General features: G+C 65.5%; 16 protein-coding genes. All 16 read left to right on the forward strand.

The window, feature by feature from the left end; translation table 11 throughout:
- The first annotated feature begins 845 nt into the window (after nucleotides 1-845).
- The 16 genes from eccA to ACWEO2_RS07135 all read left to right on the forward strand — a co-directional run bounded on the left by eccA (nucleotide 846) and on the right by ACWEO2_RS07135 (nucleotide 24,810).
- A complete protein-coding gene (eccA, locus tag ACWEO2_RS07060) occupies nucleotides 846-2,606 on the forward strand; it encodes a type VII secretion AAA-ATPase EccA (protein WP_452404493.1) in 1,761 nt (586 codons plus the stop codon).
- A gap of 5 nt (nucleotides 2,607-2,611) precedes the next feature.
- Nucleotides 2,612-4,171 carry a type VII secretion protein EccB gene (gene eccB / locus ACWEO2_RS07065; protein WP_452404494.1) on the forward strand — a complete coding sequence of 520 codons (1,560 nt, stop codon included), beginning with the start codon at nucleotides 2,612-2,614 and terminating at the stop codon, nucleotides 4,169-4,171.
- Nucleotides 4,168-8,181: a type VII secretion protein EccCa gene (gene eccCa, locus ACWEO2_RS07070; protein ID WP_452404495.1), complete on the forward strand. Its 4,014-nt coding sequence runs from the start codon at nucleotides 4,168-4,170 to the stop codon at nucleotides 8,179-8,181. Before eccB ends, eccCa begins: the two co-directional genes overlap by 4 nt.
- Nucleotides 8,182-8,308: 127 nt before the next feature.
- Nucleotides 8,309-8,641, forward strand: a complete 333-nt coding sequence (locus tag ACWEO2_RS07075) for a hypothetical protein (protein ID WP_452404496.1) — start codon at nucleotides 8,309-8,311, stop codon at nucleotides 8,639-8,641.
- Between the two features lie 33 nt (nucleotides 8,642-8,674).
- The gene (locus ACWEO2_RS07080; RefSeq protein ID WP_452404497.1) at nucleotides 8,675-10,021 is read left to right on the forward strand and encodes a PPE domain-containing protein; all 1,347 of its coding nucleotides are present in this window, start codon (nucleotides 8,675-8,677) and stop codon (nucleotides 10,019-10,021) included.
- A gap of 74 nt (nucleotides 10,022-10,095) precedes the next feature.
- On the forward strand, nucleotides 10,096-10,410 hold the full coding sequence (locus tag ACWEO2_RS07085) for a hypothetical protein (RefSeq protein ID WP_452404498.1): 315 nt from the start codon (nucleotides 10,096-10,098) through the stop codon (nucleotides 10,408-10,410).
- A gap of 55 nt (nucleotides 10,411-10,465) precedes the next feature.
- The gene (locus ACWEO2_RS07090; RefSeq protein WP_355189177.1) at nucleotides 10,466-10,786 is read left to right on the forward strand and encodes a hypothetical protein; all 321 of its coding nucleotides are present in this window, start codon (nucleotides 10,466-10,468) and stop codon (nucleotides 10,784-10,786) included.
- An 80-nt stretch (nucleotides 10,787-10,866) separates the two neighbouring features.
- Nucleotides 10,867-11,697, forward strand: coding sequence for an ESX secretion-associated protein EspG (locus ACWEO2_RS07095; protein ID WP_452404499.1), 831 nt, complete (start codon nucleotides 10,867-10,869; stop codon nucleotides 11,695-11,697).
- A 307-nt stretch (nucleotides 11,698-12,004) separates the two neighbouring features.
- Nucleotides 12,005-13,240: an AAA family ATPase gene (locus ACWEO2_RS07100; RefSeq protein ID WP_452404500.1), complete on the forward strand. Its 1,236-nt coding sequence runs from the start codon at nucleotides 12,005-12,007 to the stop codon at nucleotides 13,238-13,240.
- Nucleotides 13,237-14,769 carry a type VII secretion integral membrane protein EccD gene (gene eccD, locus ACWEO2_RS07105; protein ID WP_452404501.1) on the forward strand — a complete coding sequence of 511 codons (1,533 nt, stop codon included), beginning with the start codon at nucleotides 13,237-13,239 and terminating at the stop codon, nucleotides 14,767-14,769. The genes ACWEO2_RS07100 and eccD overlap by 4 nt, the downstream gene beginning before the upstream one ends.
- Nucleotides 14,769-16,118: a type VII secretion-associated serine protease mycosin gene (gene mycP / locus ACWEO2_RS07110; protein ID WP_452404502.1), complete on the forward strand. Its 1,350-nt coding sequence runs from the start codon at nucleotides 14,769-14,771 to the stop codon at nucleotides 16,116-16,118. The genes eccD and mycP overlap by 1 nt, the downstream gene beginning before the upstream one ends.
- Complete coding sequence (gene eccE / locus ACWEO2_RS07115) at nucleotides 16,115-17,839, forward strand: type VII secretion protein EccE (RefSeq protein ID WP_452404503.1); 1,725 nt, start codon at nucleotides 16,115-16,117, stop codon at nucleotides 17,837-17,839. Before mycP ends, eccE begins: the two co-directional genes overlap by 4 nt.
- Nucleotides 17,840-17,852: 13 nt before the next feature.
- Nucleotides 17,853-18,206 (forward strand): helix-turn-helix domain-containing protein, encoded by a 354-nt coding sequence (locus ACWEO2_RS07120; protein ID WP_452404504.1) that lies wholly within the window; start codon nucleotides 17,853-17,855, stop codon nucleotides 18,204-18,206.
- Nucleotides 18,207-18,274: 68 nt separating this feature from the next.
- Nucleotides 18,275-19,348, forward strand: a complete 1,074-nt coding sequence (locus tag ACWEO2_RS07125; protein WP_452404505.1) for a discoidin domain-containing protein — start codon at nucleotides 18,275-18,277, stop codon at nucleotides 19,346-19,348.
- A gap of 10 nt (nucleotides 19,349-19,358) precedes the next feature.
- The gene (locus ACWEO2_RS07130; protein ID WP_452404506.1) at nucleotides 19,359-20,075 is read left to right on the forward strand and encodes a hypothetical protein; all 717 of its coding nucleotides are present in this window, start codon (nucleotides 19,359-19,361) and stop codon (nucleotides 20,073-20,075) included.
- 157 nt (nucleotides 20,076-20,232) lie between these two features.
- Nucleotides 20,233-24,810, forward strand: coding sequence for an NAD-glutamate dehydrogenase (locus ACWEO2_RS07135; RefSeq protein ID WP_452404507.1), 4,578 nt, complete (start codon nucleotides 20,233-20,235; stop codon nucleotides 24,808-24,810).
- The last annotated feature ends 81 nt before the right edge of the window (nucleotides 24,811-24,891 follow it).

The following is a 24,891-nucleotide window of genomic DNA, read 5'->3' on the forward strand; positions in this document are numbered from 1 at the left end:
GGTTCCTGTTGAGTCGCAGGTGTCTGGCGTGGTTCCTGTTGAGTCGCAGGTGTCTGGCGTGGTTCCTGTTGAGTCGCAGGTGTCTGGCGTGGTTCCTGTTGAGTCGCAGGTGTCTGGCGTGGTTCCTGCTGAACCGCGGCTGTCGGGCGCGGCCGTTGACGAAGACGTGCCGACCGCCTCCGGTGTTGTCCAAGACGGTCGAATCGGCCCCCGCATGCAACCGCCGCTCGGCCCGAGCCGTTCGCGTGGTTTCGTGACACCGTGGGCGCATGCGGTCCGAGCATCGGCACAGCGCGCGGCCTTCTCGAAAACAATGCCCGCCAAGGCCTTCCAGTCCTTGGACCGGCGCGCGACGACGGCGCGCAAGCCCCGGGAAACACCGTGGTCGAAGCTCGCTCGGACATCGGAGACACCATCGAGCGAATTGGCCGGGGCCGCGACCGTACCTACGGTCCGGCGGCGCCAAGACGGCGGTCGGTGAACGGGCCGCCGAACGGAGCGCGGCGGCCGACGATGTGTGGGGACACCGTCGGCCGCCGCGTGGACAGATCGCCGGGGTTCTGGGGTGACGATCCGCCGCTTGCCAGCCGGTGGTCAGCTGCCGGATCACGGCCACCGACCACCACTGGAGGGGCTGGGTCTTCGGGATGAGGAACCGTCGACCCGTCTCCAATATACCGCTAAATAACGGCACATTCAACATCGAGCCGATAAAAACTGTGTACGTAGATCAGGCTGCCGGGTAACGATGTCGCCTTCCCAATATTGGGAATAGTTCGACGGTCGCGACCGGGGCCGAAATGGCTATCTTCGGTCCACGAGGATCGTCGGAAGGGAAGTCCGAGTTGTCTGCGGCCGAGGACGCGTTCTACACAGGTGTGCAAAGTCTGGCGCTCGTCGCCGGGGGCGTGCGAAATGAACATCAGGCAGCGGCCGCCTTCCGCGCCGCCACCGACCTGGATCCGGATATGTGCGATGCCTGGTTGGGCCGCGCCATGGCCGGTGAGGTCACCTCCGAGGTGATCTACGGTGCGTACCGATCGGTGCACAACCTGTACCGGGATCAGCAGCGCGCCGGTCTGGTCGATCGTGCGCTGTGGTGTCAGGTCGAGATCGGCGTTTTCGGCCTGCGCGTGGCCATGGCGGATCGAGATCAGATCGCCATCGCCCAGGCCTGCTCTTATGCCGATGGCGGCGAATGGCAGGAAGCCTCAGCGATTCTCGCCGAAGCGCCGCGCGACGATGTCGCCGACTTCGTACGGATGTCGCTGTTCTTCCGCACCAAACAGTGGCTCGATGTGCTCACCGCTCGCAATGCCAAACCCACGCTCGAGGATGGTCTGCTGGATATCGCGGCTGAGCTGATGACGGCACAGGCGCTGGCGCATCTGGGCCGACTGGGCGAGGCTCTGCCGCGCGCGCAGCGCATCGTCGAGGACAGTCAGTCCGGCAATCTGTCCTACATCTGGGCGGACGCGCACTTCTTGCTCGGCATGCTGCTGCGCCACGACGGCGAGCACGATGCCGCCGACAAGATCCTCAAGGGGCTGCAGGGCTCCGCACTGTGGCCGGACCGCCCCGAATGGCAGCGTGCGGTGCGGGACAAGTCCTATCGGCTCGAGATCACCACCGCCGAGGTCATCGCCTCGCGCACCAATCAGTGGGATCCGAAGTCCGGTGACGACCCGACCGAGGTCGCCGCATCCGCCGCGCGGCTCGCACGCGAGTCGCAGCTGGAGGAGGCCTCCGAGTTGCTGCGGGCGCAGATCGGCATGGACTCGGTCAAGGAGCAGGTCGACCGGCTCAAGTCGGGTGTGCTGATGGATCAGGTACGGGCCAAACGCGGTTTGGCCGTGGATTCCCGATCGCAGCATCTGATCTTCTCGGGTCCGCCCGGTACTGGTAAGACGACCATCGCCCGCGTTATCGCCAAAATCTTCGCTGGGCTCGGCGTCGTCGAAAACGCCGAAGTCATCGAGGTATCGCGCAACGATATGGTCGGTACCCACCTCGGCCACACCGCGCCGAAGACGAACGCGCTGATCGATTCCGCGCTCGGCGGCGTGCTGTTCATCGATGAGGCGTACACCCTGATCCAGGAGGGGCTGTCCGGCGGTGACGCATTCGGCAAGGAGGCCGTCGACACCCTGCTGGCCCGCATGGAGAACGACCGCGACAAATTGGTCGTGATCATCGCGGGTTACGAGGATCAGATCGATCGGTTCCTGGCCTCCAACGACGGTCTCGCCTCGCGCTTCACCAAGCGTATCCGCTTCTCCAGCTACGACGCCGACGAACTGGTGCGGATCGCCGATCATATTGCGCACAAGAAGGATTCGATCCTGTCCGGTGAGGCCAAAGATGTGCTGCGGGTGCGGTGCGAGCACTTGTCGGGACAGACCAAGAACGGTCGCAGGCTGATCGATCTGGCGGGCAACGGTCGTTTCGTCCGCAATGTGGTCGAGGCCGCCGAGGCCGAGCGGGACTACCGCTTCACCAGGGACAACGCGGATGTGCTTTCGATGACCAATGAGGAGTTGATGACCATCGATTCCTCGGACATCACCGCCGCGCTCGCGGGCTTGGCGCCGGCCGCGACGGGCTGATCCGCATGGCGCGCTTCCGGGTGGTGACCAAGCACCAGATATCGGGCTGGCGGTTTCTGCTGCGCCGGATCGAGCATGCGCTGGTCCGTCGGGATGCCTCGATGATCGATGATCCGCAGCGCGGCCGCTCCACCGCGCTGTCGATCGGAATCGCATTGGCCTGCGTGGTCATCGCCGGTGCGGCGCTGCTGGCGTTCTTCAAGCCCGCCAAGAAAGTGGGGGAGTCGCAGATCATCGCGGAGAAGGACACCGGTGCGCTGTATGTTCGCGTCGGTGGTCGGCTGCATCCGGCGCTGAATTTGACCTCGGCGCGGCTGATCGCGGGTTCGCCGGACAATCCGGTGCCGGTCACGCGTGACGAGTTGGCGAAGTATCCGCGCGGGCCGTGGGTCGGTATTCCGGGCGCACCCGGCGTGATCGCGGACAATGGCGACCGGAACTCGTCGTGGACGGTATGTGATACCGCGAAGGTCGGTGCGGCGGCACCGGTCAATCCGCAGACCGGATTGCCGACCGTCGCGTTGTCGCCGGTGCTGACGACCGCGATCGGCGGTCCGCTGACCGTCAACGGCGATGCGATCCGCGGGCTGGCTGCCGACGAGGCGCGGCTGCTGCGCGATGACACCACCACCTGGCTGGTGTACTCCGATCCACAGCAGGGCATCGTTCGGGCGTCGATAGATCTGAGTAATTCGGCGGTAATCCTGGCCCTGGGCATCGATCCGACCTCGACCGTGGTCGCAGTCTCCAAGGGTTTCATCTCCGCCATCCCCGAGGTGCCGCCGCTGCGCGTGCCCGATGTGCCCGGTGCGGGGAATACCGTGACATTGTCCTCGGGTCTGAGCGTGCCGGTTGGTTCGGTGCTCACGGTGTCCGCGCCGGATCGCGGCGCATTCTATTATCTGGTATCGGAATCCGGTGTGGTGCAAATCAATTCGGTGCTCGCGTCGATCGTGCGCAACGCCGATTCGCACGGTTCGATATCGACGAGGACGGTCGGGCCGGATGTCATCGCGGCGAATCTGCGCCCGGGTGCGTGGCCGGGGACGGCCGCCTATCCGATTCGGCCGGTACATGTCGTCGATCCGATGCGCTTGGGGGTGACCTGCTATCACTGGTGGCGCGCGGGCACCGATCAAAATGCCTCGACCGAGTTGCTCGTGGGACGGCAACTGCCGTTGCGGGTGGACGAACAGACCCGAACCGTCGGCCTGGTGACGGCCACCGGTTCACGCGGTACCACAGCCGACGCCGCGTATCTGCCGCGCACCACCGGACGCTTCGTCCAGGTGACCGGCGCGGACCCCGGATCGCCGCGGCGGGAGTCGCTGTTCTGGATCTCCGACAGCGGCGTCCGCTATGGCATCAATGCCGTGGTAGAGAACAACTCCAATCCGGATTCCACATTCACCTCGCTCGGACTGCGGACCCCGGTGCCCGCACCCTGGTCCATCGTGTCGCTGTTCGCGGTCGGCCCCACCTTGTCGGCGAAGGATGCCCGGATCCAGCATGACGGCATCCCGACGAATAAGGCAGTCATCGGCCTCCCGGGTGGTACCTCGTGACTGCTACCCGCCGATTCGTGCGGCCGGCTCGGATGGTGCGTGGACCCAAAGCCCCCGCGGTGACCGAATTGCGGCTGCAGCCGCCGACCGAACTGCCCAAGCCGGTGCCGCCATCGCGGCTGAAGATGATCATGCCAGTGGTCATGGTGTCGGCCATGGCCGGGATGATGGTGATGATGTTCCGCGGCGGCGGGGGGCAGATGTCGCCGATGATGCTGATGTTTCCGGTCATGATGCTGGTTTCCATGGGCGGGATGATGGGCGGTGCGTTCTCCGGCAGCGGTGCCGGCGGTGCGGCGGGTCTGAACGAGGAACGCAAGGACTATCTGCGCAGCATTACCGATAACCGCAAGACCGTGCATGCCGCGGAGACCGAACTACATAGCTACCTGCGCTACACCCATCCCGGTCCGGCCGAAATCGCCGCGTTGATCGGCGGCAAGCGCATGTGGGAGGTCCAGGTCGCGAGCCCACAGTTCCTGCGGGTGCGGGTCGGGCGGGGCCGGATCGCCAACCAGGTGCGGGTCATCGTGCCCGAGGCCGCGCCCACCTCCGATCTGGATCCGGTCGGCGTGGTCGAGGTGACCCGATTCGCGAAGGCGTATTCGACTGTCGGGGGTATGCCGGTCGCGATCAATCTGCTATCGGCGCCGCAGATCGGTGTCGACGGCGATCCCGATGCGGTGGCCGCGCTGGTGCGGGCGATGGTCGCCGAGGTCGTCGTGCTGCACGGCCCGGATCAGGTCGCGGTCGCGGCGGTGCTGTCGAATCCGGACGCACCGGAGTGGTCGTGGCTGAAATGGTTGCCGCACACCCAGCATCCGAGTGATACGGACGCGATCGGGTCGAGCCGGATGGTGTACCGCAGCGTTTCGGAGTTGCGTGCCAAGGCACTGGCCGGACTCAATCGCGGTCCGTTCTCCGCGAATTCCGAACCGACCCTGGATCGCAAGCATTATCTGCTGATCGTGGACGACAGCAGTCCGGCTACCGATCGGGATATCTCCGGTGTCGATGGTTGCACCTGGCTGCGGCTGGGCCGGGCCGAGCAAACCTTGCCGCGGGCGCTGAAGTTCACGGTGGGGCCCGATGGCTCCCTGCACGAGGTGACCCCGCGCGGGCTGCGACGCGTCGGAGCCGCTGACGCGATGTCGGTGGCGACGGCGAAGGCATTGGCCCGCAACATCTCCCCATACCGGCTGTCCACCGTGGTCGAGGCCGTGGTCGCCGATCAGGCCAGTGGTGGCACGTCGTGGGAGGAACTGGTCGGCGTGACCGACCCCGGGGCGATTCGGGTCGAGCAGCAATGGCCGCACCGCCGTGACGCGGACCGATCCCGACTGAATATTCCCTTCGGCCACGATCCGGCCGGCAGCGTGGTCTATCTCGATATCAAGGAATCGGCCGAGGAGGGCATGGGCCCGCACGGTATGTGCATCGGCGCCACCGGTTCCGGAAAGTCGGAATTCCTTCGCACCCTTGTGCTTTCGGCGGTGGCGACACACACCCCGGATCAGCTGAACCTGCTGCTGGTCGACTTCAAAGGTGGTGCGACCTTCCTCGGGTTCGACCGGCTGCACCATGTGACGGCCGTGGTCACCAATATGGAGGAAGAGGCCGATCTCGTCACCCGTATGGAAGACGTGATCAACGGCGAAATGGGCCGACGGCAAAGGATTTTGCGCGATGCGGGCAACTTCGCCAGCGTCGCCGATTACGAGCGGGCCCGCGAACAGGGTGCGCAGCTCGCGCCGCTGCCCACGTTGTTGATCATCCTCGACGAGTTCGCCGAACTGCTCGAGCAGCATCCCAACTTCTCCAAGCTGTTCGTCGCGATCGGCCGGTTGGGTCGTTCGCTGCGTATCCACCTGCTGCTGGCCTCACAGAAGGTGCCCGCCAACCGGATGGGTGAGCTGGAAGCGCATCTGTCCTATCGAATCGCGTTGCGCACCAACCAGACCGCCGACTCCCGTGACGCCATCGGCACCGCGGACGCATATCACCTGCCGAAGAAGCCGGGTGCGGGCTATCTGCGAGTCGGCTCGGGTGATCTGCAGCGATTCCAGGCCGCCTATGTCGGCTCACCGTATGTCGCGCCCGCGCAGGCCTCGGCGTCCAGTGCCCAACGTGCCAGGCGCCCCGGCGGTGGCTATCGGCCACCACAGCAGTTCACCACGGCGCACATCATCGATGTGCGGCCGGCGACCGTCGAGCCCGAACCTGTTGTGCAGCAATCGGAGACGCCGGAGGGTGAACCGGTGACCGTCATGGAGACGGTGCTGCAACAACTGGGCGGATTCGGCACACCGGCGCACAAGATGTGGCTGCCGCCGCTGACCGTGCCACCGACCCTGGACAAGTTCATGTCCGCCGCGACTCCCGGTTCGCTGCAGTTGCCGTGGGCGATCGTGGACAAGCCGCGACAGCAGCGCCAGGACATATGGTCCATCGATCTGTCCGGTGCGGGCGGGCACGTGGCCGTAGTCGGCGGTCCGCAGTCGGGTAAGTCGACCGCATTGCAGACGCTGGTGATGTCCGCCGCGTTGACGCACACACCCGAACAGGTCCAGTTCTACTGCCTCGACTTCTCCGGCGGTCTGACCGGACTGCGGAACGTGCCGCATGTCGGCTCGGTCGCCTCGGGCCGTGACGGTGATCGGGTCCGGCGCACCTTCGCGCTCATCACCAATCTCATCGCGAGTCGACAGGTGCTGTTCAGCGACCTGGGCATCGACACCATGCGCGAATTCCGGCGCAGGCGCTCCTTGCCGCGGGAATCGGCGGAACTCACCGCCCACGGTGACGAACACGGTGATGTCTTCATCGTCGTCGACGGCTGGGATATCGGATTCGCGGTCACCGGACCGTATTTCGACGAATACCTCCCGGTCATGGAGTCGATCGCGCTGCAGGGTCTGAACTACGGCATCCACCTGGTGGTCAGCAGTTCGCGCTGGGCGGCGATCCGTCCCGCCATCAAGGATCTACTGCAGACCCGGGTAGAGATGCGGCTCGGTGATCTCACCGACACGATCTTCCTCGGACAGCGCAATGTGGTCGCGGCGATTCCACCGGATCGTCCCGGTCGCTGTATCTCCAGCGACGCGTTGCACATGCTCACCGCGCTGCCGCGTGTCGACGGGGTGGGCGATCCCATATCCGCCGGTGCGGGTCTAGCGGCCGCGGTCGAACAGTTGAACCAGAAGTACGAGAGCCGCCGGGCTCCGGAGGTCAAGCTGCTGCCTGCCCAGATCACCTTGGCGGAGGTCCGCGCGGGTCGTCCGGAACCGGCGAATTTAGCGCAGCGGCTCGTGGTGCCTTTCGGTATTCGCGAGTCCGATTTGTACCCTGCCACGGCCGATTTCGGTGTTTCCACGCATCTGATCGTGCTCGGCTCGTCCGGCTCGGGCAAGTCGACGGTGCTGGGCGCGCTGCTGGAGTCGATCCGGCTGCAATTCAACAAGGATCAGGCCAGGGTGCTGTTGGTGGACTACCGCCGCCAGCATATGGACGCCATCCCGGACGAGCAGTTGATCGGCTATCTGACCAGCGAGCGCGATGTGCGCGAGGGGTTGCCGTCGTTTGCGGAGAAGATGCGCGGCCGCCGCCCACCGGATGGCGTCACCTCGCAACAACTCAAGGACCGTTCGTGGTGGTCCGGGCCGGAGATCTTCGTGGTGATCGACGATTACCACATGGTCGCCCAGCGCGGAATGCCCAATCCGCTGGAACCACTGAAGGACATCATTGTCGACGGCCGCGACACCGGTCTGCACGTAATCGCGGCCCGCAGTATCGCCCAGGCCGATACCGCGCTGTACGACAGTGTGCTCGGCCAGATCAAGAACCTGAATTCCTCGGGCTTCGTTATGGACGGCTCGAAACTGGACGGAATTCTGATCGGCGATGTGAAGCCGACGAAACAACCAGTGGGCCGGGGCATTTTCGTCGAGCCGTTGCAGTCGCGCCGGGATCTCGTGCAGTCGGCTTGGACGCCACCGCAGGACTAGGCCAGGTCGGCGGTGGTGCGAGGGCTGTCCGAGCACGACTCAACCAATCTTCCCAATGCTGAGAATGCCTTAGCGTTTGTCTTGTACCGCTCGCTATCGAGTCGGCGCTCATGTTAGGAGAACTCATATGGCTGCCACCACAGTCGACCCGGCGCATCTCCCGGGAGTCAGTTCCCAACTCGACCTGATTGCCGAACAGGCAATCGCTTCCCTCATCCCGTCGGCGGCCACCTGCGTCATATTTCCGCCGGCGTGGGATGCCGTGAGCGTGCTGGTCCTCCCCGCGGTGACCGCCACATACGGGACATCGTTCTTCAGCTGCACGGGTGACGGATTCGTGCATCGCGAAGTCGCGTCGGCGTCGCTACCGCCAACTGCGGCCGCCTATTCCGGCAGCGACGTCATCAATAGTGCCGACATCGCGTCCACGATCGCGACCATCACCAAAGACCCCTTCTAGTCCGAGCCGCAGGCCCGAGCGAAGGCTGATGTTATGCCAGGCATATGGGACGCACTTCCTCCGGAGACAAACGTCGGCAATATGCTCTCCGGTTTCGGAGTGGAGACGATCACGGCCGCCGCCGAGTCCTATCAGAACTCGGCTGTGGCGTTCGCGACTGCCGCGGGCAGCACCGCCTCCGCGATGGCTGATATGGGTGAAACCTGGAATGGCGAATCGGGTGATCTGGCGCAGGCGGCATTCAGTCACCATACGAAGTGGCTACAGGAGCAGTCTCACGTCGCCCAGTCGGTGTCGAACGTATTGAACAAGGTGGCAAAGGAATTCAGCGCTGCCAAGTCGGCGATGGCGGTTGTCGGTGTAGCGCTCGCCAAGAACCGGGCGGAACACGCCCTTCTTGTCGGAGCCACTATGGCCGGGGCGCCGGGCACCGCAATGCCACTACTATTCAACACACTCGAGTACGTTGGGATCTGGTTTGCCGCTGCCGGGGTGATGGACGCCTACGAGGGCGCAGTGGTACCGACCCTGGGGACGCTGCCGACGCCGGCGCTGCCGATGCCGATCGTCACGAGCCCGGGTACACCGCCGCCACCGCCGAACTTCCAAGTGCCGGTATACACCCCCAAGGTAGGCACGCCACACCAATTCAACGCAACCCCCACGAACAACAACACACCTACGAACAACAACACAACTACCAATAACAATACGAATAACACCAACACCGGAGATACTAATACCGGTAATACCGACACCGGCAATACGCCGCCCGATACCACCCAATCACCGACGCAGACTCAGCCCGCGACAGCGGATCCGAGTGAGATCACCTCGCCGCTGAGCGATTCGGGATCGTATGGCGACACAGACGGGTCGGTCGGGCAGCCGGGATCCTACGGAACTTCGCCCAATTCGCCGACATTGGCGGGTTTGAGCGGGGGCGCGGGAAGTCTGGTCGCGTTGAATTTGGCCCGGGGCGGATTCGGCTCGATGCCAGGTGCGTCCACCGGATTCCGGATGCCGTCCAATTGGCTGCGCGGTCCGGGCACGGCATACGGCGCGTCGTCGAATCCGGCAGGCACCGCACCGGCCGGCCGCGGTGCGCCGCGGCGGGGCGCGATCGCACCGAAGGTGCAGATGCGGCGGCGTCGTCGGGACGAGGAACGGAAGCCGGGCAAGGTATTCGTGCCGGGTGAAGAGTTGGAAGTTCCGGTATTGGAGAAGCCGCCCGTGATCGGCGTCATCGAATATGCCGATGAACGTCCGGAAGATGTAGTCGCCGAGGGTGATTCGCTCGTGGGTATCCTCGAGCGTTCCGATGACCCCGAGAGTTCCGATGCCGAGTCGGCGGTAGCCGAGCCAGAGCCTGCCCGGTGAAATACCGCGGCGGAATTTAGATCCACCCCAGAGAGGAAACAACAGTGACCCACACTTACAGCGGTGATCCGAAGTTGTTGCAGCAGACCGCGGTCAAAGCCATGGCATGCCATGGCGAACTCGAGGGCTACCTGCGCAGCTGGATGAGCCTGCGTGACGACTTCCACGGCGCGGTCCACGGCTCGCAGACCGGTACGCAAATCCAGAACACGATGGACCACGCGCACACCTCCGGTGTGCAGCTGGCGCGAACCCTTCAGGACATTATCGATGCGCTGAAGGACACCGGCAACAGAATCGATACGACGGACCTCGAGAACGCTGCCAGAATGCAGCGGGCGGTCGAACTTGGTACGAACACCACGGTTGACACCGGCTCGTGGCAGTAGTGTCACGAGCGACACGATACGAATCATAAGAACGACAGAATAAGGTTGGTAGACAATGTTTAACGACTACGCGGCCGTTGATTCGCACAGTCTCAACGTGAAGGCCGTTCTGCATGGTATGGACACGAACGCCACCCACTTGGCATCACTGATCAAGGAACTTGATCAGGTCTTTACAGGTTTTGCGGCGGATGTCGCCAAACCACTGATGGACCGGTTCAAGGCAGCACTCGGCGATGCTTCGCAGCACACGGGGTACCAAGGCCAGCTCCAGCAGGTGAATCAAGCGATCAGCCAAACCACCGGATCCGAGGGCTTTATGAAGGAGACCGACCACCAGCAGGGTGCCAGGTTCCTGGCGATCGGTGGCGTCTAGTAATCTCGCAGCCCCTGTCCGCTTCGTCGGCCCGGCCACGGCGAAACGGGGCTGCGGGCGACTGGTCATTTGGTGAAGGTGTGGAAACTGATCCGATCGCGATCGATCTGAATGTCGATGCCGCGCTGTTGTTGAAAGACATGGCCGGCATCGATTCCTATCCGCCGATCCTGGCGTTGATGCCGAATATTTTCGACTTCGACGATCTGGAGCGGGTGCGCGCTGTCGTCGCGGCGCAGCTCACCGAGGTGGGCATTATCGACGACGACCGCGTGCATCCGACGGTCGAGCACTGGTTGCAGTGCCTGTACCGCCCGGATGTGGAACTGATGGCGCTCGTGTTGGCCACCGGCTTGGATGGCGAAGAAAAAGGCATGCTGCGCATGTCGTTGGTGCGTCGCGGCGATACCCATGTTTTGGCGGTGCGCTATGACGACGAGATCGTCATCCAGGCGGTGTACCAGCAGGAACAGCAATTGGATTCGGTATCGGCCGCGGTCGGCGCGGCGCTGGGGTCCACTCCGCCACTGAGTTTCGCGCCGATGACCGTGGCGCAGGCCGAGCTCGCCGAGATTCCCGAGGACCAGGACGGACGACGGCAGGCACTGCTGGAGTTGGGTGCGCAGCCGCGTACCGCGAGTGTCCTCGGCCGGGCACTCGAGGAGGTCGTCCGGCGGGCGGAAGTGACGGTGGTGCAACACCAGGACGGAGTCGAGCTGAAGCCGAAGTACGGTGTGAGTGTGCTGGATACGCTGTCGGGGCGCATCATTGTGACGCCGAGTGTGGCGATGGACGGGGAAGTCCGATCGACATACGCACCCGGTGACGACGCGGCACTGCACGCCGCGATCGTGGGACTGGTCGAGCTGCTGCCGAGCCGAAGTTGGTTCGATACCAGCCGAATCGGTTGAACGTCCCAATGGGTTTTTGGAGAGGACGACAGATATGAGCCGAGCGCCGAGTACTAATGGTCATTCGGCCGAGTCCGTCCGACACAAGGGCGGCTACGACGCCTTTTTCATGCAGGCAGCCGAGGAACCGGAAAGCAGCCCTCCGACCGGCAGCGTCCCCGCACGTCCACAATCGGGCTACAGCGAACCGGTGATCGGCGCACCCGGTCAGTCGATACCACAGCCGGCGGCGAGTGCCGGTGGTTCTACGTCACCGCGGAGCGCGACCGCGCCCGAGGCCGGTGTAGCGCATGCAGTCGCGCCGAATGTGGTTGCGCAGACAGCGGATTCGGCACGCGAGAACCATACGGCGGCGACTCCGTCGTCGCCCGAAATGTGGGCGGCCCAGGCCGGGGCCGAACCCGCCACCGCTCGCATCACACCGACCGCATCGGTGAATCCATCGAGCAGCGATGCCGAGCCCAGGGGCGAAGGAACGGGCGCCGGAACCATGGATGTGCCATGGCAACCCGCCCAGGCGACGAGCTGGGTGCCCGATCGCATCGACCGCACGGCGGCGCCGCAGGTCGAGGTGCTGCCCGCGGCACTGACCTCGATGGATCTATTGGCCGATATCTCGGCGGCCAATCGGGCCAAACTACAGTCCAGCACCGGTGTACGCGGCGCGCTGAACAAGGTCGGATTCCGGCTCGGCCTCTCACCCGCCGAGCAGCGCGCCGAGGATCGGCGCGCCCGAATCCGGACCCAGCTCAACACCCCGTACCAGATCGCGGTGATCAGCGTGAAGGGCGGCGTCGGCCGCACCACCACGGCCGCGACGCTCGGTTCGACGTTCGCCGCGCTGCGCCCGGACCGGGTCGTCGCTGTCGACGCGAATCCGGACTTCGGTGATCTGCCCACCCGTACCGCTCCGCACCCGTATGGCCTGACCCTGCGCGATCTGGCGCAGGCGTCGAATCTGGGGGCCTTCTCGACGGTGCAGTCGTTCATGTCGATCAATTCGGCCGATCTCGCCACCATCGCCTCGCCGTGGACGATCGAGGCCAACGAGGCTCTTTCGGGTCACGAATACGCCACGGCCGTCGAGGTTTTGCGCCGCCACTTCAATCTGCTGCTCGTGGACTGCGGTACGGGCGTGTTGGATTCGGTGACGCTGAGCGTGCTGCAGACCAGCGACGCCGTCGTGGTGGTCACCCCGCCCACCGTCGGCGGGGTGAAAGGTGCGGTGGCCACATTGAATTGGCTCAGTTCGCACGGTATGCAGCATCTGATCGCCAAATCGGTCGTCTCGATCGTGCATCAGCAACCGTCCAAACCGGTCGTCGATGTCGCGGCGATCGAGAAGCTGTTCGCCACCGGCCAGCGCCCGACCTGCATCCTGCCCTTCGACGACCATCTGGCCGAGGGCGGCGAGATCGATCTGCGCCTGGTGGACAAGGAAACCCTGCTCGCCTTCGAAGAGCTCGCTGCCGGGCTTGCCGATGGATTCCCGAACTATCTGGGTGGCACCAGCGGCGGCCGGGCCACCGGAGGGTGGCGATGAGTACTGCCGTTGCTTCGCCACCGGGCGCGGCGCCCGCGGCATCCGCCGAGGTGGCGCGCGCTCGGATGGCGGTCCTGGTGTCCAGCTACCAGGTCGACGTCGTGGTGCCGACCAAATTCACCATCGAGACGTTCATCGATGATCTGCTCGTCGTACTGGCCAAGGCCATCGAAGACGAGACGGTCGATTTCACCCCGCCGACCGGACAGTGGAGCCTGGCTCGACCGGGCGAAGCGCCGATGCCGCGTTGGCGCAGCCTCGCCGACCACGATGTCGTCGACGGCACCGTACTGATGTTGGCCGCGGTCGAGTCCGCCGAGGTCTTCACGCCGGTCGTGGAGGACATCACCGATGCGCTCGCCCTGATCAACGACCGCGAATTCGCCGAGTTCGACGCGGGCACCGCCGCGGTCGTCGGCCTGAGCACACTAGGCGTCGGCGCGGTCGCCATCGCGGCGATGTTGTCGGTGTCGTGGACCGAATCCGGGGCGATCTGGTGGTACGCGCTGCCCGCGCTGCTGCTCGGCGTGGTGTGCTGGGGCGGCGCGGTGCAAGCGCGGCAGCGGAACTTCGCGCCGAGAATCTGTCTTGGGTTCGCATTGTCCTCGATTCCGCTGTTGTTCGCGGGCGGCGCGATGTTGGTGCCGCCCGCCTACGGTGAGCCGAGTCCGTTCGCCGCCGCCAATCTGGCCGCCGGATCGGTTGTCGCCGCCGTCGCGGCCGCGGCCATGATGCGCGTGACCAAGCTCGGAATCGCGACACTGATGGCAGTTACCGTGCTCGGCGCGACCGTGGCGGCCGCCGCGATTCCGGTGACCTATCTGGATCTGTCGGTGCGCCAGATATCCGGTGGCGCGGCGCTTCTCGGCCTCGTGCTGCTCACCGCCGCACCGCGCCTTGCCGTCGTGGTCGCCCGGATCAGGCCACCGGATCTGCCGGATCCCGGCAACGAGGTCAACCCTGGCACCCTGACCGATATCTTCGACGCCGAATCCGCGCGCGATGACGCCGAACTCGATTCCGCCGAGGACACCGAACGGCAGCGGGAACAGGCGGGCGCGGGCATTGAGGGCCGGGCCCGACTGGCGGTGACCAGTCTGCGCGGGCTCATCGCCGCGACCGCGGCACTTCTGGCGGGCGCCGCCGTGCTGTCGGCCGCGGTGAGCCCCGGAGGTATTCGGGAGATCGTGTTGGCCACGGCCGTGGCGGGTCTGCTGGCCATGCGCGCGCGCTGGTTCCCGGACCGGGTGCAGGCCATCGCGCTCGTTGTCGCATCGGCGGTCACCGTGGTCGGCGTCGGCTTCGTGCTGATCACCGCGTACGAAACAGCGCCGGCGCGGCTGGCCGTCGTCTTCGCGGTCGGCGCGGCGGCTGTGGCGGCATGTGTGGCGGCGGTGCGGTTGCCGGGTCGGCGGCTCTCGCCGGTCACCCGGCGGATCATCGATCTGATCGAGTACGCGCTCATTCTGGTGATCCCGATCATCGCCTGCTGGATCACGGGCATCTATACCGCGATGCGGGCGATCTGATGCGAATCGGCACAACCGCGATAGCGGTGCTGGCCGGATTCGCGCTGATCGCCTCCGCCGCACCGGCATTGGCGGTGGATCCGCCGCAGGTGATCATCGGCTCGCCCGCGGATGACCCGCCCGGCCCGGAATTGCCGACGAAACAGGACAAGGGCTGCTTGGCGACCGGCGTACTGAGGGACAGCGATCTGGCGCGCACGCCGCCGTCGGAGTTGGCACTGGATCTGCCTAATGCCCGTGCACTGAGCCGGGGTGCCGGGGTGACTGTCGCGGTGCTCGACACTGGTGTCACGCCCAATGGTCGCCTGCCCGGTCTGGTCGGTGGCGGTGACTATGTCACAGCAGGTGGTGATGGTCTGTCCGACTGCGATGCGCATGGCACGCTGATCGCCGGAATCATCGGCGCCGCATCCGATCCCACGGACGGATTCAGCGGGGTCGCTCCGGACGCCAAGATCGTATCTATTCGCTATCGCTCCGGGGCTTTCAGTGCAGAACGTCCGAATAATGATGTGGCGCAACAACTCTCGGTGGACATCCGGACATTGTCGCGGGCGATCGTGCATGCGGCGAACCTGGGCGCCGGCGTGATCACGGTGTCGCTGCCGGTCTGTGTTCCGGTGGGACTCGCGGTGGATCAGTCGATACTGTCGGTGGCGATCGGCTACGCGGTACACGTGCGCGGGGCCTTGATCGTTGCGGGTGCCGGTAATGCCGATAGCGGCTGTGATCAGAATCCGGATATCGATCCGACCCGGCCGAGCGACCCCAGGAACTGGCGCGATGTCAAGACCGTAGCCGCGCCGGGTTGGTTCGGGACGGACGTGCTCACGGTGGGCTTCACGACCGCCACCGGTGCGACCATGTCCGAGTCGCTTACGGGTCCGTGGGTTTCGGTCGGTGCACCGGGCACCGCGATCGAATCGCTCGGTCCCGGTGGTACTGGCCTGATCAATGGTGTCGGTGAACCCGGCAAACTGGTGCCCGTCGGCGGCGCGTCGTTCGCGGCCGCCTATGCCAGTGGGGTGGCCGCCTTGCTGCGCTCTCGATTCCCCAACGAAACCCCGGCCGAGATCATGGCCCGCCTGACCGCCAGCGCGCACGCGCCCGCGCGGGGCATCGATAACGTCATCGGCGCGGGCGTCATCGATCCGCTCACCGCGCTCAGCTATCGCACCGCGCCCAAACCGCCTATCGGACTGTACCGGTCATCGGTACTGGTGCTGCCGGATCCGCCGCGGGCCAAGGATCGTCGTCCGCCGTTCGCGGCCGCCGTCGTCATCATCGCCGCGCTACTGCTCGGGCTCGGCGCCACCTACGCGAGCTCCGCGGTCCGGAGGCGGAGGTGAGCCTTCCGAGTGTTCGGGTGGGCGGTGTCGAACGTGGTCCGTTCGCCGTCGCTGTGATCGGTGGCAGCCTGGTGGTCACCGGGCTGTGGGCGCACACCCCGATCTGGGCCAGCGCGGCGGTGATCACCGTGCTGCTGGTAACCGTGGCGGTCGAGGTGAACGGCCGCACGACCAGCGGATGGCTGGTCGACTGGGTCGATTACCGATTCGGCAGGGCCACCAGAGCCGAAGCGCTCGCCGGTCCGGCGAATGTGCAGGATATCGAGGTCGCCGCAGGTGTCTGCGGCATTCGCTCCGAAGGCACCGTGCTCACGGCGATGATCCAACTCGCGCCCAATCTCGACCTGCCGACGGTCATCGCGGAGAAATCCGTTTACACCGAGGACACCGTCCCCCTGGACGCCCTGGTAGGCCTGCTCGATCAGTTCGGTCTGGCGGTCGATATCGATATCGTGACCACCGGTCAGCGCGTTCGTCCGACCGGCAACTACAGCATGCTCTACGACCAGCTGATCGGCTCCCATCCGGTCGTCGGCCACCGCCTCACCTGGTTGGTCGTCCGGCTGGATATGGAGCGGAACCTGGATCTGCTGCAGCGACGCGGACTGGTCGCGATGGTCGCGCCGAGAGCGCTGGCCACCGCGGCGCACCGCATCGCGGGCCGATTGCGGGAACGCGGTATCGCCGCGCACGCATTGCCTACGGCCGCAATGCTGGAGGCCACCAGGGTGCTGCACGCCGGAGTCGAACTCGGCGATCTGCGTGAGACCTGGACCTGCATGGAGTCCTCGGTACCAGGTCGCAGTGTTACCAGCTTCCTGATCGACTGGACCCGGCTCGACGGCGCGGGCTTGGACGATTGCTGGGCGTGGAACCGCGGCCGGACCACGCTGGTGGTCAGCCTCACCGATGCGACGGCCGGGCCGCGCGCGCTCGCGCGGTACGTCGGCCCGCCGGTCACAACCGAGCCACCAGAGTATCTACGCCGGTTGACCGGCAGGCAGGCCATAGCGTTGCTGGCCACCATGCCGACCGGCACGTCGATCCGCGCGGTGCCCACCGATGAATCGGGCCGCGATCTCGCCCCCGATGAGCTCCTTGCGGATCTCACGATCGCGATCGGTCCCAACGGCCAGATTCTCGGTTCCATCAGCGGTCAGCCGCGGCATACCTTGGCGCTGCCGCTGTTCGACCCGGCTCGCTACAATCCGCGTCGGCGCACCATCGATGTGCACGCCGACCTGCCGGTGGCACAGCAGATCGTGTTGCGCGCCATGGTGGTCGGTGCGGATGTCGAGGTCCATTCGGTGCGCCCGCATCGCTGGTGGCAGCTCGTCGCCGCGGTCGGTGATCCGGAATCGCTGCGCCTGGCTCCGGAGGCCGGCGCCGCGAATGCCGCCGCGGGGCAAGCCGGTTCGGGTTCGCCGCCGTCCTCGGCGACGATCACGGTCTTCGACAATCTGCCGCCGCAGGTATCGACCGCGCACACCACGGTCACCATCAGCGAGCCCGGTGGCCCACGGCGGCGGTCGGTCGATCTGGCGATCAACCAGGTCAGTGCGACCGCAGTGGATGTCAGCATTCCGATGCGCACCGTGCGCGTCGACTTGATCGAGCCGCGCGGTGAAACTCGCTATTTCGATTCCGCCGCCGAACAACCCGCGATCACCGCGGGTGCCAATGGCGCCACGCCAGGGCCCGACGTTCGGCGCATGAGCTGATTGGAGACAGGTAGTGTCTATCAGCGTGGTTGTGGACTCCCAGCCGAATGACGGCGAATTTGTGCAGGAGGATAGTGGGGAGGCACTGACCCCGAGACAGGCCGCGGTGGCGATCTTCTCGAGTCGGCTGTCGGAATTGATCGCGGAATCGGTGGTATCGACCGAGGACGGCTCGACGCGGTCGCTGACGCTCTACTCGCTTGCCCAGCACCTGGAGCAGGCGTACCCGGATGTTCCGGTCTCCCAGTCGGGTCTGTACCGGCTCATTCATGGCGACGCGGTACCCCGGCTCGATCTGATCATCGCCTTGGCGCGGGTATTCGACGTACCGCCGGAACATTTCGTCACCGAGCAGAAGAAACACTGATTTCATTATTCCCGCCAGCGGGAATAATGCTGAGCCGCGGCACAGGCGGTCTGGATACGATCCGGACCATGGCTGCCGAGGACCCGGGAGATGTGTTTCTCCGCCATCGAGGCGCGGTCCTGGAGGCGCTGCTCTCGGATCCGGCGTTCGGCGAAAACGATCCGGCCACCGGGTCGGTGCTGAGCGGACCCCTGGTCGGCGATCCGGAACTCGGGGAACCCGAGTTCGGCGGCGATCCGTTCTCCAGTGCGGCGGTGGCAGCCGGTTCGGCCCAGGGCGCTCTACCCGACACCGATCCGGTACCGCGGCGATCCTCCGACGGGCCGAAGGCCAGCGAGCGGATCATTGCGCTGCTGAACGGGCAACAGCAGCCGGATGCCGCACCGGGACTGGACTTTTCAGCGGACTACTCCGACGTCTCGGCGAAGCAGCCGCCACCCGAGGAACCCACGCGGTCCGCGTCCGGAGCGTCGAAGGGGCGCGGGCCCGATGCCGCGGAGCGGATCGCCCTGCTGACGAAGAAGCTCAAGAATCCAAAGGTCGCGTTGGCGGTCTGCGGCGTCTTGGCGCTTTTGCTCATCATCGCGTTGGTTTCCACCGGTGGGAAGGACGATTCGCAGGCGCCGGATCGCATTGCGGTCATCACTCCGTCGCCGACTGCGGCTGCCCCGACGTCGAAACCGGAATCCTCAACGGCCCCTTCCGGAACGATCACGGTGAAATCCGCGACCGCCAACTGCCCGCCGGGCAGTACACCGGGTATGGATGCCTTCAGCGGGCAGCATGGCAAGGCCTGGTCATGTGTGCGCGCGTACAAGGTCGACGGGCAGGTGCTGACCATCGATCTCGGCAAGACCTATCAGGTCGATTCGATCGGCATCGTCCCCGGCTGGGACAGCGTCGGCAGCGACGGTGTGGACCAATGGACGAAATACCGGACCGCCAGCCGGGTCAGGTATTCGTTCGACGATCCGAACAGGACGGGCTACACCCAGCCGACCCTGGATCAGCGCACCCTGGTCGTTACCAAGTTCGATGTTCCCGTGCAGGCGTCCAAGATCGTGCTGACTATTCAGGAATCGAAGGGTGATCCGACGATCAATACGACCGCGATTTCCTCCATCGTGATCACCGGGCATTGAGGCCGTTGTCATGTCAGTAGCCGAGTTGGTCTGCCAGTACTGCTCACACCGTAATGCCGGTAGTCCGGCGCAATGCGGGCATTGCGGTGCGCCGCTGCCCGCGGTGCACCGATTATCGAGCCTGAGCGGGCCGGCGGCGCGGGCCGAGCAGGTGGTCGCGGGCGCCGAGCGGGCTGCGGCGGCAACCGCGGGTGCGGTGGCGGGCGCGGAGAATGTGGTGGCGGGCGCGGAAAAGGTTGCCGCGGAACAGTATCCGCGCTGGCAGTGGGGGGCCGCGATCGCCGGCATCGTGACCATGGTCCTCGGGCTCGGCTTCACGGCCGTCCGTTCGTGTTCGACACCGCTGGCTGCCATCCCCGATCTGGGGATCGAACAGGCCCTACCCGGCCAATTGCGCGCGGCCGTGTCCTGTCAGCGGGTCGATTCCACGGCCGCGAACTGTGTCGTCCCGGTGGCCGATCCGCTGCTCGCGGGCGGAATCACCGGCGGCAAGGATTTGACCCTCTCGGTGGCATTGGATCCGCCCGAGCGCCGGGCCGATACCGTGCGCAACTGGCGGACAGCGGGCGGTACCGTACTGGCCGACGGTGTCGTCTTCGTGGCGATCAGTCCGACGGCAACCCTGCGGTACGCGAATACCCTTGTCGGACTTCGGGTCGAGACGGGCGCCTTCAGCGGGCGCGCGGCGGCGCAGACCTTCATGGCGCGAGCCGGTCTAACTCCGTGACCGACCGGATTCCGGCCGGTCCGCGCGCTTGACCTGTGCTGATTTCTCCAAGATTCTGTTACGCATTTAACGTACCGCTATACAACGGCACATCAAACCATGTAAGGTATAGAAACCGTACGGTTACGGTTCTCAGATCTCGGGAAGGCACGAGTCGATGGTGGCAACCACCCAGCAGACGATTTCATTCAAACGGTTCCGCGACGATCCGACCGACCTGGAGACGGCCTACTTCCGTTGGATCCAGCCGGGTGCTACCGCGCCGACGATCACCGACCGGGCCGAACAGATCTTCCGCCACCACCTGGAGTTGGCGGCCATGCGCATGCCCGGGGCGGCGATCACCCGGGTGTACCGCCCCGACGACGGCAGCGGGCTCGGCGCGGCGATCCAGATCGTCAATGACGATATGCCGCTGCTGGTCGATTCGGTGACCACAGCGCTGCGCCGCCTCGGTGCGACGGTGACCGAGGTCGTGCATCCGGTATTCGATGTCGCGCGGGACAGTCGCGGGCGGCTGCGGGCGATCGCCCCCAAAGAGCCCGATACGACACCGGCGCAAGGCAACCACAATGTCGCGGAGTCCTGGATCCATGTGCAGCTGAGTCCGTCCGTTGGCGCCGCGCTGCTGGACCGGGTCGATCGCGAGCTGCCTGCCCTGCTGCGGGTGCTGCGCAAGGTCGTCGACGACACCCCGGGCATGGCCAATGCCATGGTCGCACTGGCCGGTCGGCTCGACCATATCGCGCACCGCTCGGATGATCCGGAGGTGCCCGAATGCGCGAAGTTGTTGCGCTGGTTGGCCGATGGGCATTTCACCGTCCTTGGTTACGGGTACTACCGCAGTGACGGTGGCGAGCCGCGGCAGGTGCCGGGCACCGGTCTCGGTGTGCTCTGGAATGGATCGAATGTCGATCTCGATGTCCCCGTACTCGGCACCACCCGGCCGGTGCTGCGGATGGCCAATGGATCGGTGGATTCGCTGATCCCCGGATCGGGTGAGCTCTACTTCGTAAGCGTCGCCGATTACGGTAACGGCGGCAGCACGGTGCAGGGTGAGCATGTGTTCGTCGGCACGTTCACGGTGACCGGACTGCACGAGAACATCCTCGATATTCCGGTCATCTCCCGTCGCGTGCACCAGGTCATCGAATGGGCTGGCTTCGAACTGAATTCGTTCTCCGGGCAGGCCATGCTGGAGATGATGCAGTCGTTCCCGCGGGTCGAGTTGTTCTCCACCGATGCCAGGCGGCTGTTCGAAACCGTTTCCTCGGTCATGAATTTGGGGCTGCGCAGGCAGGTGCGGCTGTTCATTCGGCGCGATGGGCGCAGCGGTGCGGTCTACTGCCTGGTCTATCTGCCCCGCGATCGGTACACCACCGAGGTACGGCTGCGCATGGAGGAGATCCTGCGCGCTGAGTTCGACGGTGAACAGGTCGCGTACTCCGCGAGGGCGAGCGAATCCGAGTTGGCCGTGGTCTATTTCACGGTGCATCGCGGTCCAGATGCGGAAGCGGCCGACATCTCCGAATCGAACCGGGAGCGGATCCAGGAACTGCTTTTCGCTACCACCCGGAGCTGGGCCGACCGCGTGGTAGCGGCGGCGACCGGTGTGCCCGCGGTGTCGTCGAAGGTCGCCAATGCCTATGCTGGCGCATTTCCCATCGGGTATCAGCAGGAATACGAACCGGAGCAGGCACTGGTCGATCTGCAGCGGCTCGAACCGCTGGTCGACGGTGAGATCGACACGAATCTGTATCGGCATGCCGAATCGCCGTCGGGGGAGTGGCGATTCACCCTCTATGTTGCCGGTGCGGGGGTTTCGCTCAGCCGTGTGCTGCCGGTGCTGCAGAGCCTCGGTGTCGAGGTGGTCGACGAGCGGCCGCACCGCATCAGCCTGCCCGACGATACCGACAAGTGGATCTACGATTTCGGGCTGCGCGTCCCGGCGGAGCTGCTGCGCACCGCGATCGATGCCGATCTCGAGGCCGATCTGACTCGACCCGCCGATGAACCGTTGGCCGATGGCAGTGTGCGGCAATACTTTCCGGCGGCTTTCGCGGCCATGTGGAACGGCAGCGCCGAGGTCGATTCGCTCAATGAACTGGTGCTGCGCGCGGGACTGCACTGGCGCCAGATCGCGATGCTGCGCGCCTATGCCAAGTATCTGCAGCAGGCCGGATTCGCCTACACCCTCGGCAATATCGCCCGCGTGCTGCTGGCGCAGCCGACGATGGCCCGGTTGTTCACCGAATTGTTCGACGCCTACTTCGATCCCGAGGGTGTCGGCGCGGTGGCATCGGCCCGGGCGGCCGGTATCGCCGAGCGGCTGCAGGCCGAGATCGATGCGGTCGTCAGCCTCGATGCCGACCGCATCCTGCGCGCGGTGCTCGGCCTGATCACCGCGACCCTGCGCACCAACTACTACCGGCGCGACGCCGATGGCAACCCGCCGGAGTACCTGTCGTTCAAATTCGATCCGCATGCCATCAGCGAATTGCCGAGGCCGCGACCGCAATTCGAGATCTTCGTGTACTCGCCGCGGGTTGAGGGCGTGCATCTGCGCTTCGGTCCGGTGGCGCGCGGCGGGTTGCGCTGGTCGGACCGGCTGGAGGATTTCCGGACCGAGATCCTGGGTCTGGTGAAGGCGCAGGCGGTGAAGAACGCGGTCATCGTCCCGGTCGGCGCCAAGGGCGGGTTCGTGGTCAAGCGGGCGCCGGTGACCACCGGTGACGCGAGCACGGACCGGCAGGCGCTGCTGACCGAAGGTATTGCCTGCTATCGGACCTTTATCTCGGGTCTGCTCGATGTGACCGATAACGTCGATCATGCCTCGGGTGAGGTGGTGCCACCGGAGCGTGTGGTGCGTCGCGACAGCGACGACACCTACCTCGTGGTCGCCGCGGACAAGGGCACCGCCACCTTCTCCGATATCGCCAATGATGTTGCGCGCCAGTATGGTTTCTGGCTCGGTGACGCCTTCGCCTCGGGTGGTTCGGTGGGGTACGACCACAAGGCGATGGGTATTACCGCCAAGGGCGCGTGGGAAAGCGTCAAGCGGCACTTCGCCGAAATGGATATCGACACGCAGACAACGGATTTCACCGTCGCCGGGGTCGGCGATATGAGTGGCGACGTTTTCGGCAACGGCATGCTGCTCTCGGAGCACATTCGGCTGGTGGCCGCCTTCGATCACCGGCACATCTTCCTCGACCCGAATCCCGATGCGGCGATCTCGTTCCGGGAGCGGCAGCGGATGTTCGCGCTGCCGCGCTCGTCCTGGGCCGACTACGACAAGGCGCTGATCAGCAAGGGCGGCGGCGTCTTCGACCGGTCCGCCAAGGCGGTGCCGGTCAGTCCGCAGGTGCGCGCGGCCCTGGATCTGGATCCGAGTGTGACCACCCTGTCCCCGCCGGAGATGATCCGCGCGATCCTGCTCGCCCCGGTGGATCTGTTCTGGAACGGCGGCATCGGCACCTATATCAAGGCCTCCACCGAGACCAATGCCGATGCCGGTGACAAGTCCAACGATGCCGTGCGTGTCGATGCGAACCAGTTGCGCGCCAAGGTGATCGGTGAGGGCGGCAACCTCGGTGCCACCGCACTCGGCCGCATCGAATACTGCGCGAACGGTGGCCGGATGAACACCGACGCGCTCGACAATTCGGCGGGCGTCGACTGCTCCGACCACGAGGTCAATATCAAGGTGCTGCTCGATGCGGTCATCTCCGGCGGTGAGCTCGCCGCTGCCGATCGCACCGAACTGCTGGCCGCGATGACCGACGAGGTCTCCGAACTCGTACTGCGCGACAATATTTCGCAGAACTTCCGGATGGGCCTCTCGCGCGCCCAATCGGTGCCCCTGTCCGGCGTACATCGCAGGCTGATCGCCGACCTCGAATTCCGCCGTGGCGTGGACCGGCGGCTCGAGGCACTGCCCTCGGATGCCGAGCTGAAAAAGCGGACGGCGGAGGGGCGCGGGCTCACCTCGCCGGAACTGGCGAATCTGCTCGCGCACGTGAAGCTTTCGCTCAAAGATGATTTGCTGGCCGGTGATCTGCCGGATAACGCGGCCTTCGAGTCGGTGCTTCGGTCGTACTTCCCGAAGCCGCTGCGGGATCGGTTCGCCGACGCGATCGGCAGGCATCCGCTGCGCCGCCAGATTGTGGCCACCATGGTGGTCAACGATGTGGTGGACCACGGCGGCATCACCTACGCGTTCCGCCTGGCCGAAGAGGCGGGCGCGAGCACCGAAGACGCGGTGCGCGCCTTTACCGTCGCAACCGAGGTGTTCGATCTGCACACGCTCTGGCAGCGCATCCGGACGACTCCGATGCCGACGGCGGCGCGTGACGCCCTGGAGCGGGAGACCAGGCGCACCCTCGATCGGGTATCCCGCTGGCTGCTGACCAGCCGTCCGCAGCCGATTGCCATCGGCGCCGATATCGCCCGCTACCGCGATGGTGTGCGCAAGCTGGCGGAGCAGATGCTGCCCGCTCGGCTGCCTGCGGCTCACGCCGAGGATCTGGCGACGCATGCGCGCGCCGCCGTCGAGCAGGGTGCGCCAGCGGAATTGGCCGAGCACGTGTTCCGCCTCATCCACCTGTTCCCGCTGTTGGACATCATCGACGTGGCCGATATCGCCGACCGGGATGCGGAGGAGGTCGCGGTGCTCTACTACGCGCTCGACGAACACTTCCACATCGAGCGGCTGCTGACCGCGCCACCATCGTGACCATCTCGCTGCCCTTCGCGCAGCAGGATCTCAACATCAGCGACGGCTACAGGCAGTGGATGCTCACCGCATACACGCTGA

The organism is Nocardia sp. NPDC004278 (assembly GCF_053602975.1).

What these genes read in the sequence shown, in the direction of transcription:
- eccB (WP_452404494.1), top strand. Translation starts at nt 2,612, where the DNA reads ATGGCGCGCTTCCGGGTGGTGACCAAGCACCAGATATCGGGCTGGCGG.
- mycP (WP_452404502.1), top strand. Translation starts at nt 14,769, where the DNA reads ATGCGAATCGGCACAACCGCGATAGCGGTGCTGGCCGGATTCGCGCTG.
- ACWEO2_RS07125 (WP_452404505.1), top strand. Translation starts at nt 18,275, where the DNA reads ATGGCTGCCGAGGACCCGGGAGATGTGTTTCTCCGCCATCGAGGCGCG.
- ACWEO2_RS07130 (WP_452404506.1), top strand. Translation starts at nt 19,359, where the DNA reads ATGTCAGTAGCCGAGTTGGTCTGCCAGTACTGCTCACACCGTAATGCC.
- eccD (WP_452404501.1), top strand. Translation starts at nt 13,237, where the DNA reads ATGAGTACTGCCGTTGCTTCGCCACCGGGCGCGGCGCCCGCGGCATCC.
- ACWEO2_RS07080 (WP_452404497.1), top strand. Translation starts at nt 8,675, where the DNA reads ATGCCAGGCATATGGGACGCACTTCCTCCGGAGACAAACGTCGGCAAT.
- ACWEO2_RS07090 (WP_355189177.1), top strand. Translation starts at nt 10,466, where the DNA reads ATGTTTAACGACTACGCGGCCGTTGATTCGCACAGTCTCAACGTGAAG.
- ACWEO2_RS07075 (WP_452404496.1), top strand. Translation starts at nt 8,309, where the DNA reads ATGGCTGCCACCACAGTCGACCCGGCGCATCTCCCGGGAGTCAGTTCC.
- ACWEO2_RS07135 (WP_452404507.1), top strand. Translation starts at nt 20,233, where the DNA reads ATGGTGGCAACCACCCAGCAGACGATTTCATTCAAACGGTTCCGCGAC.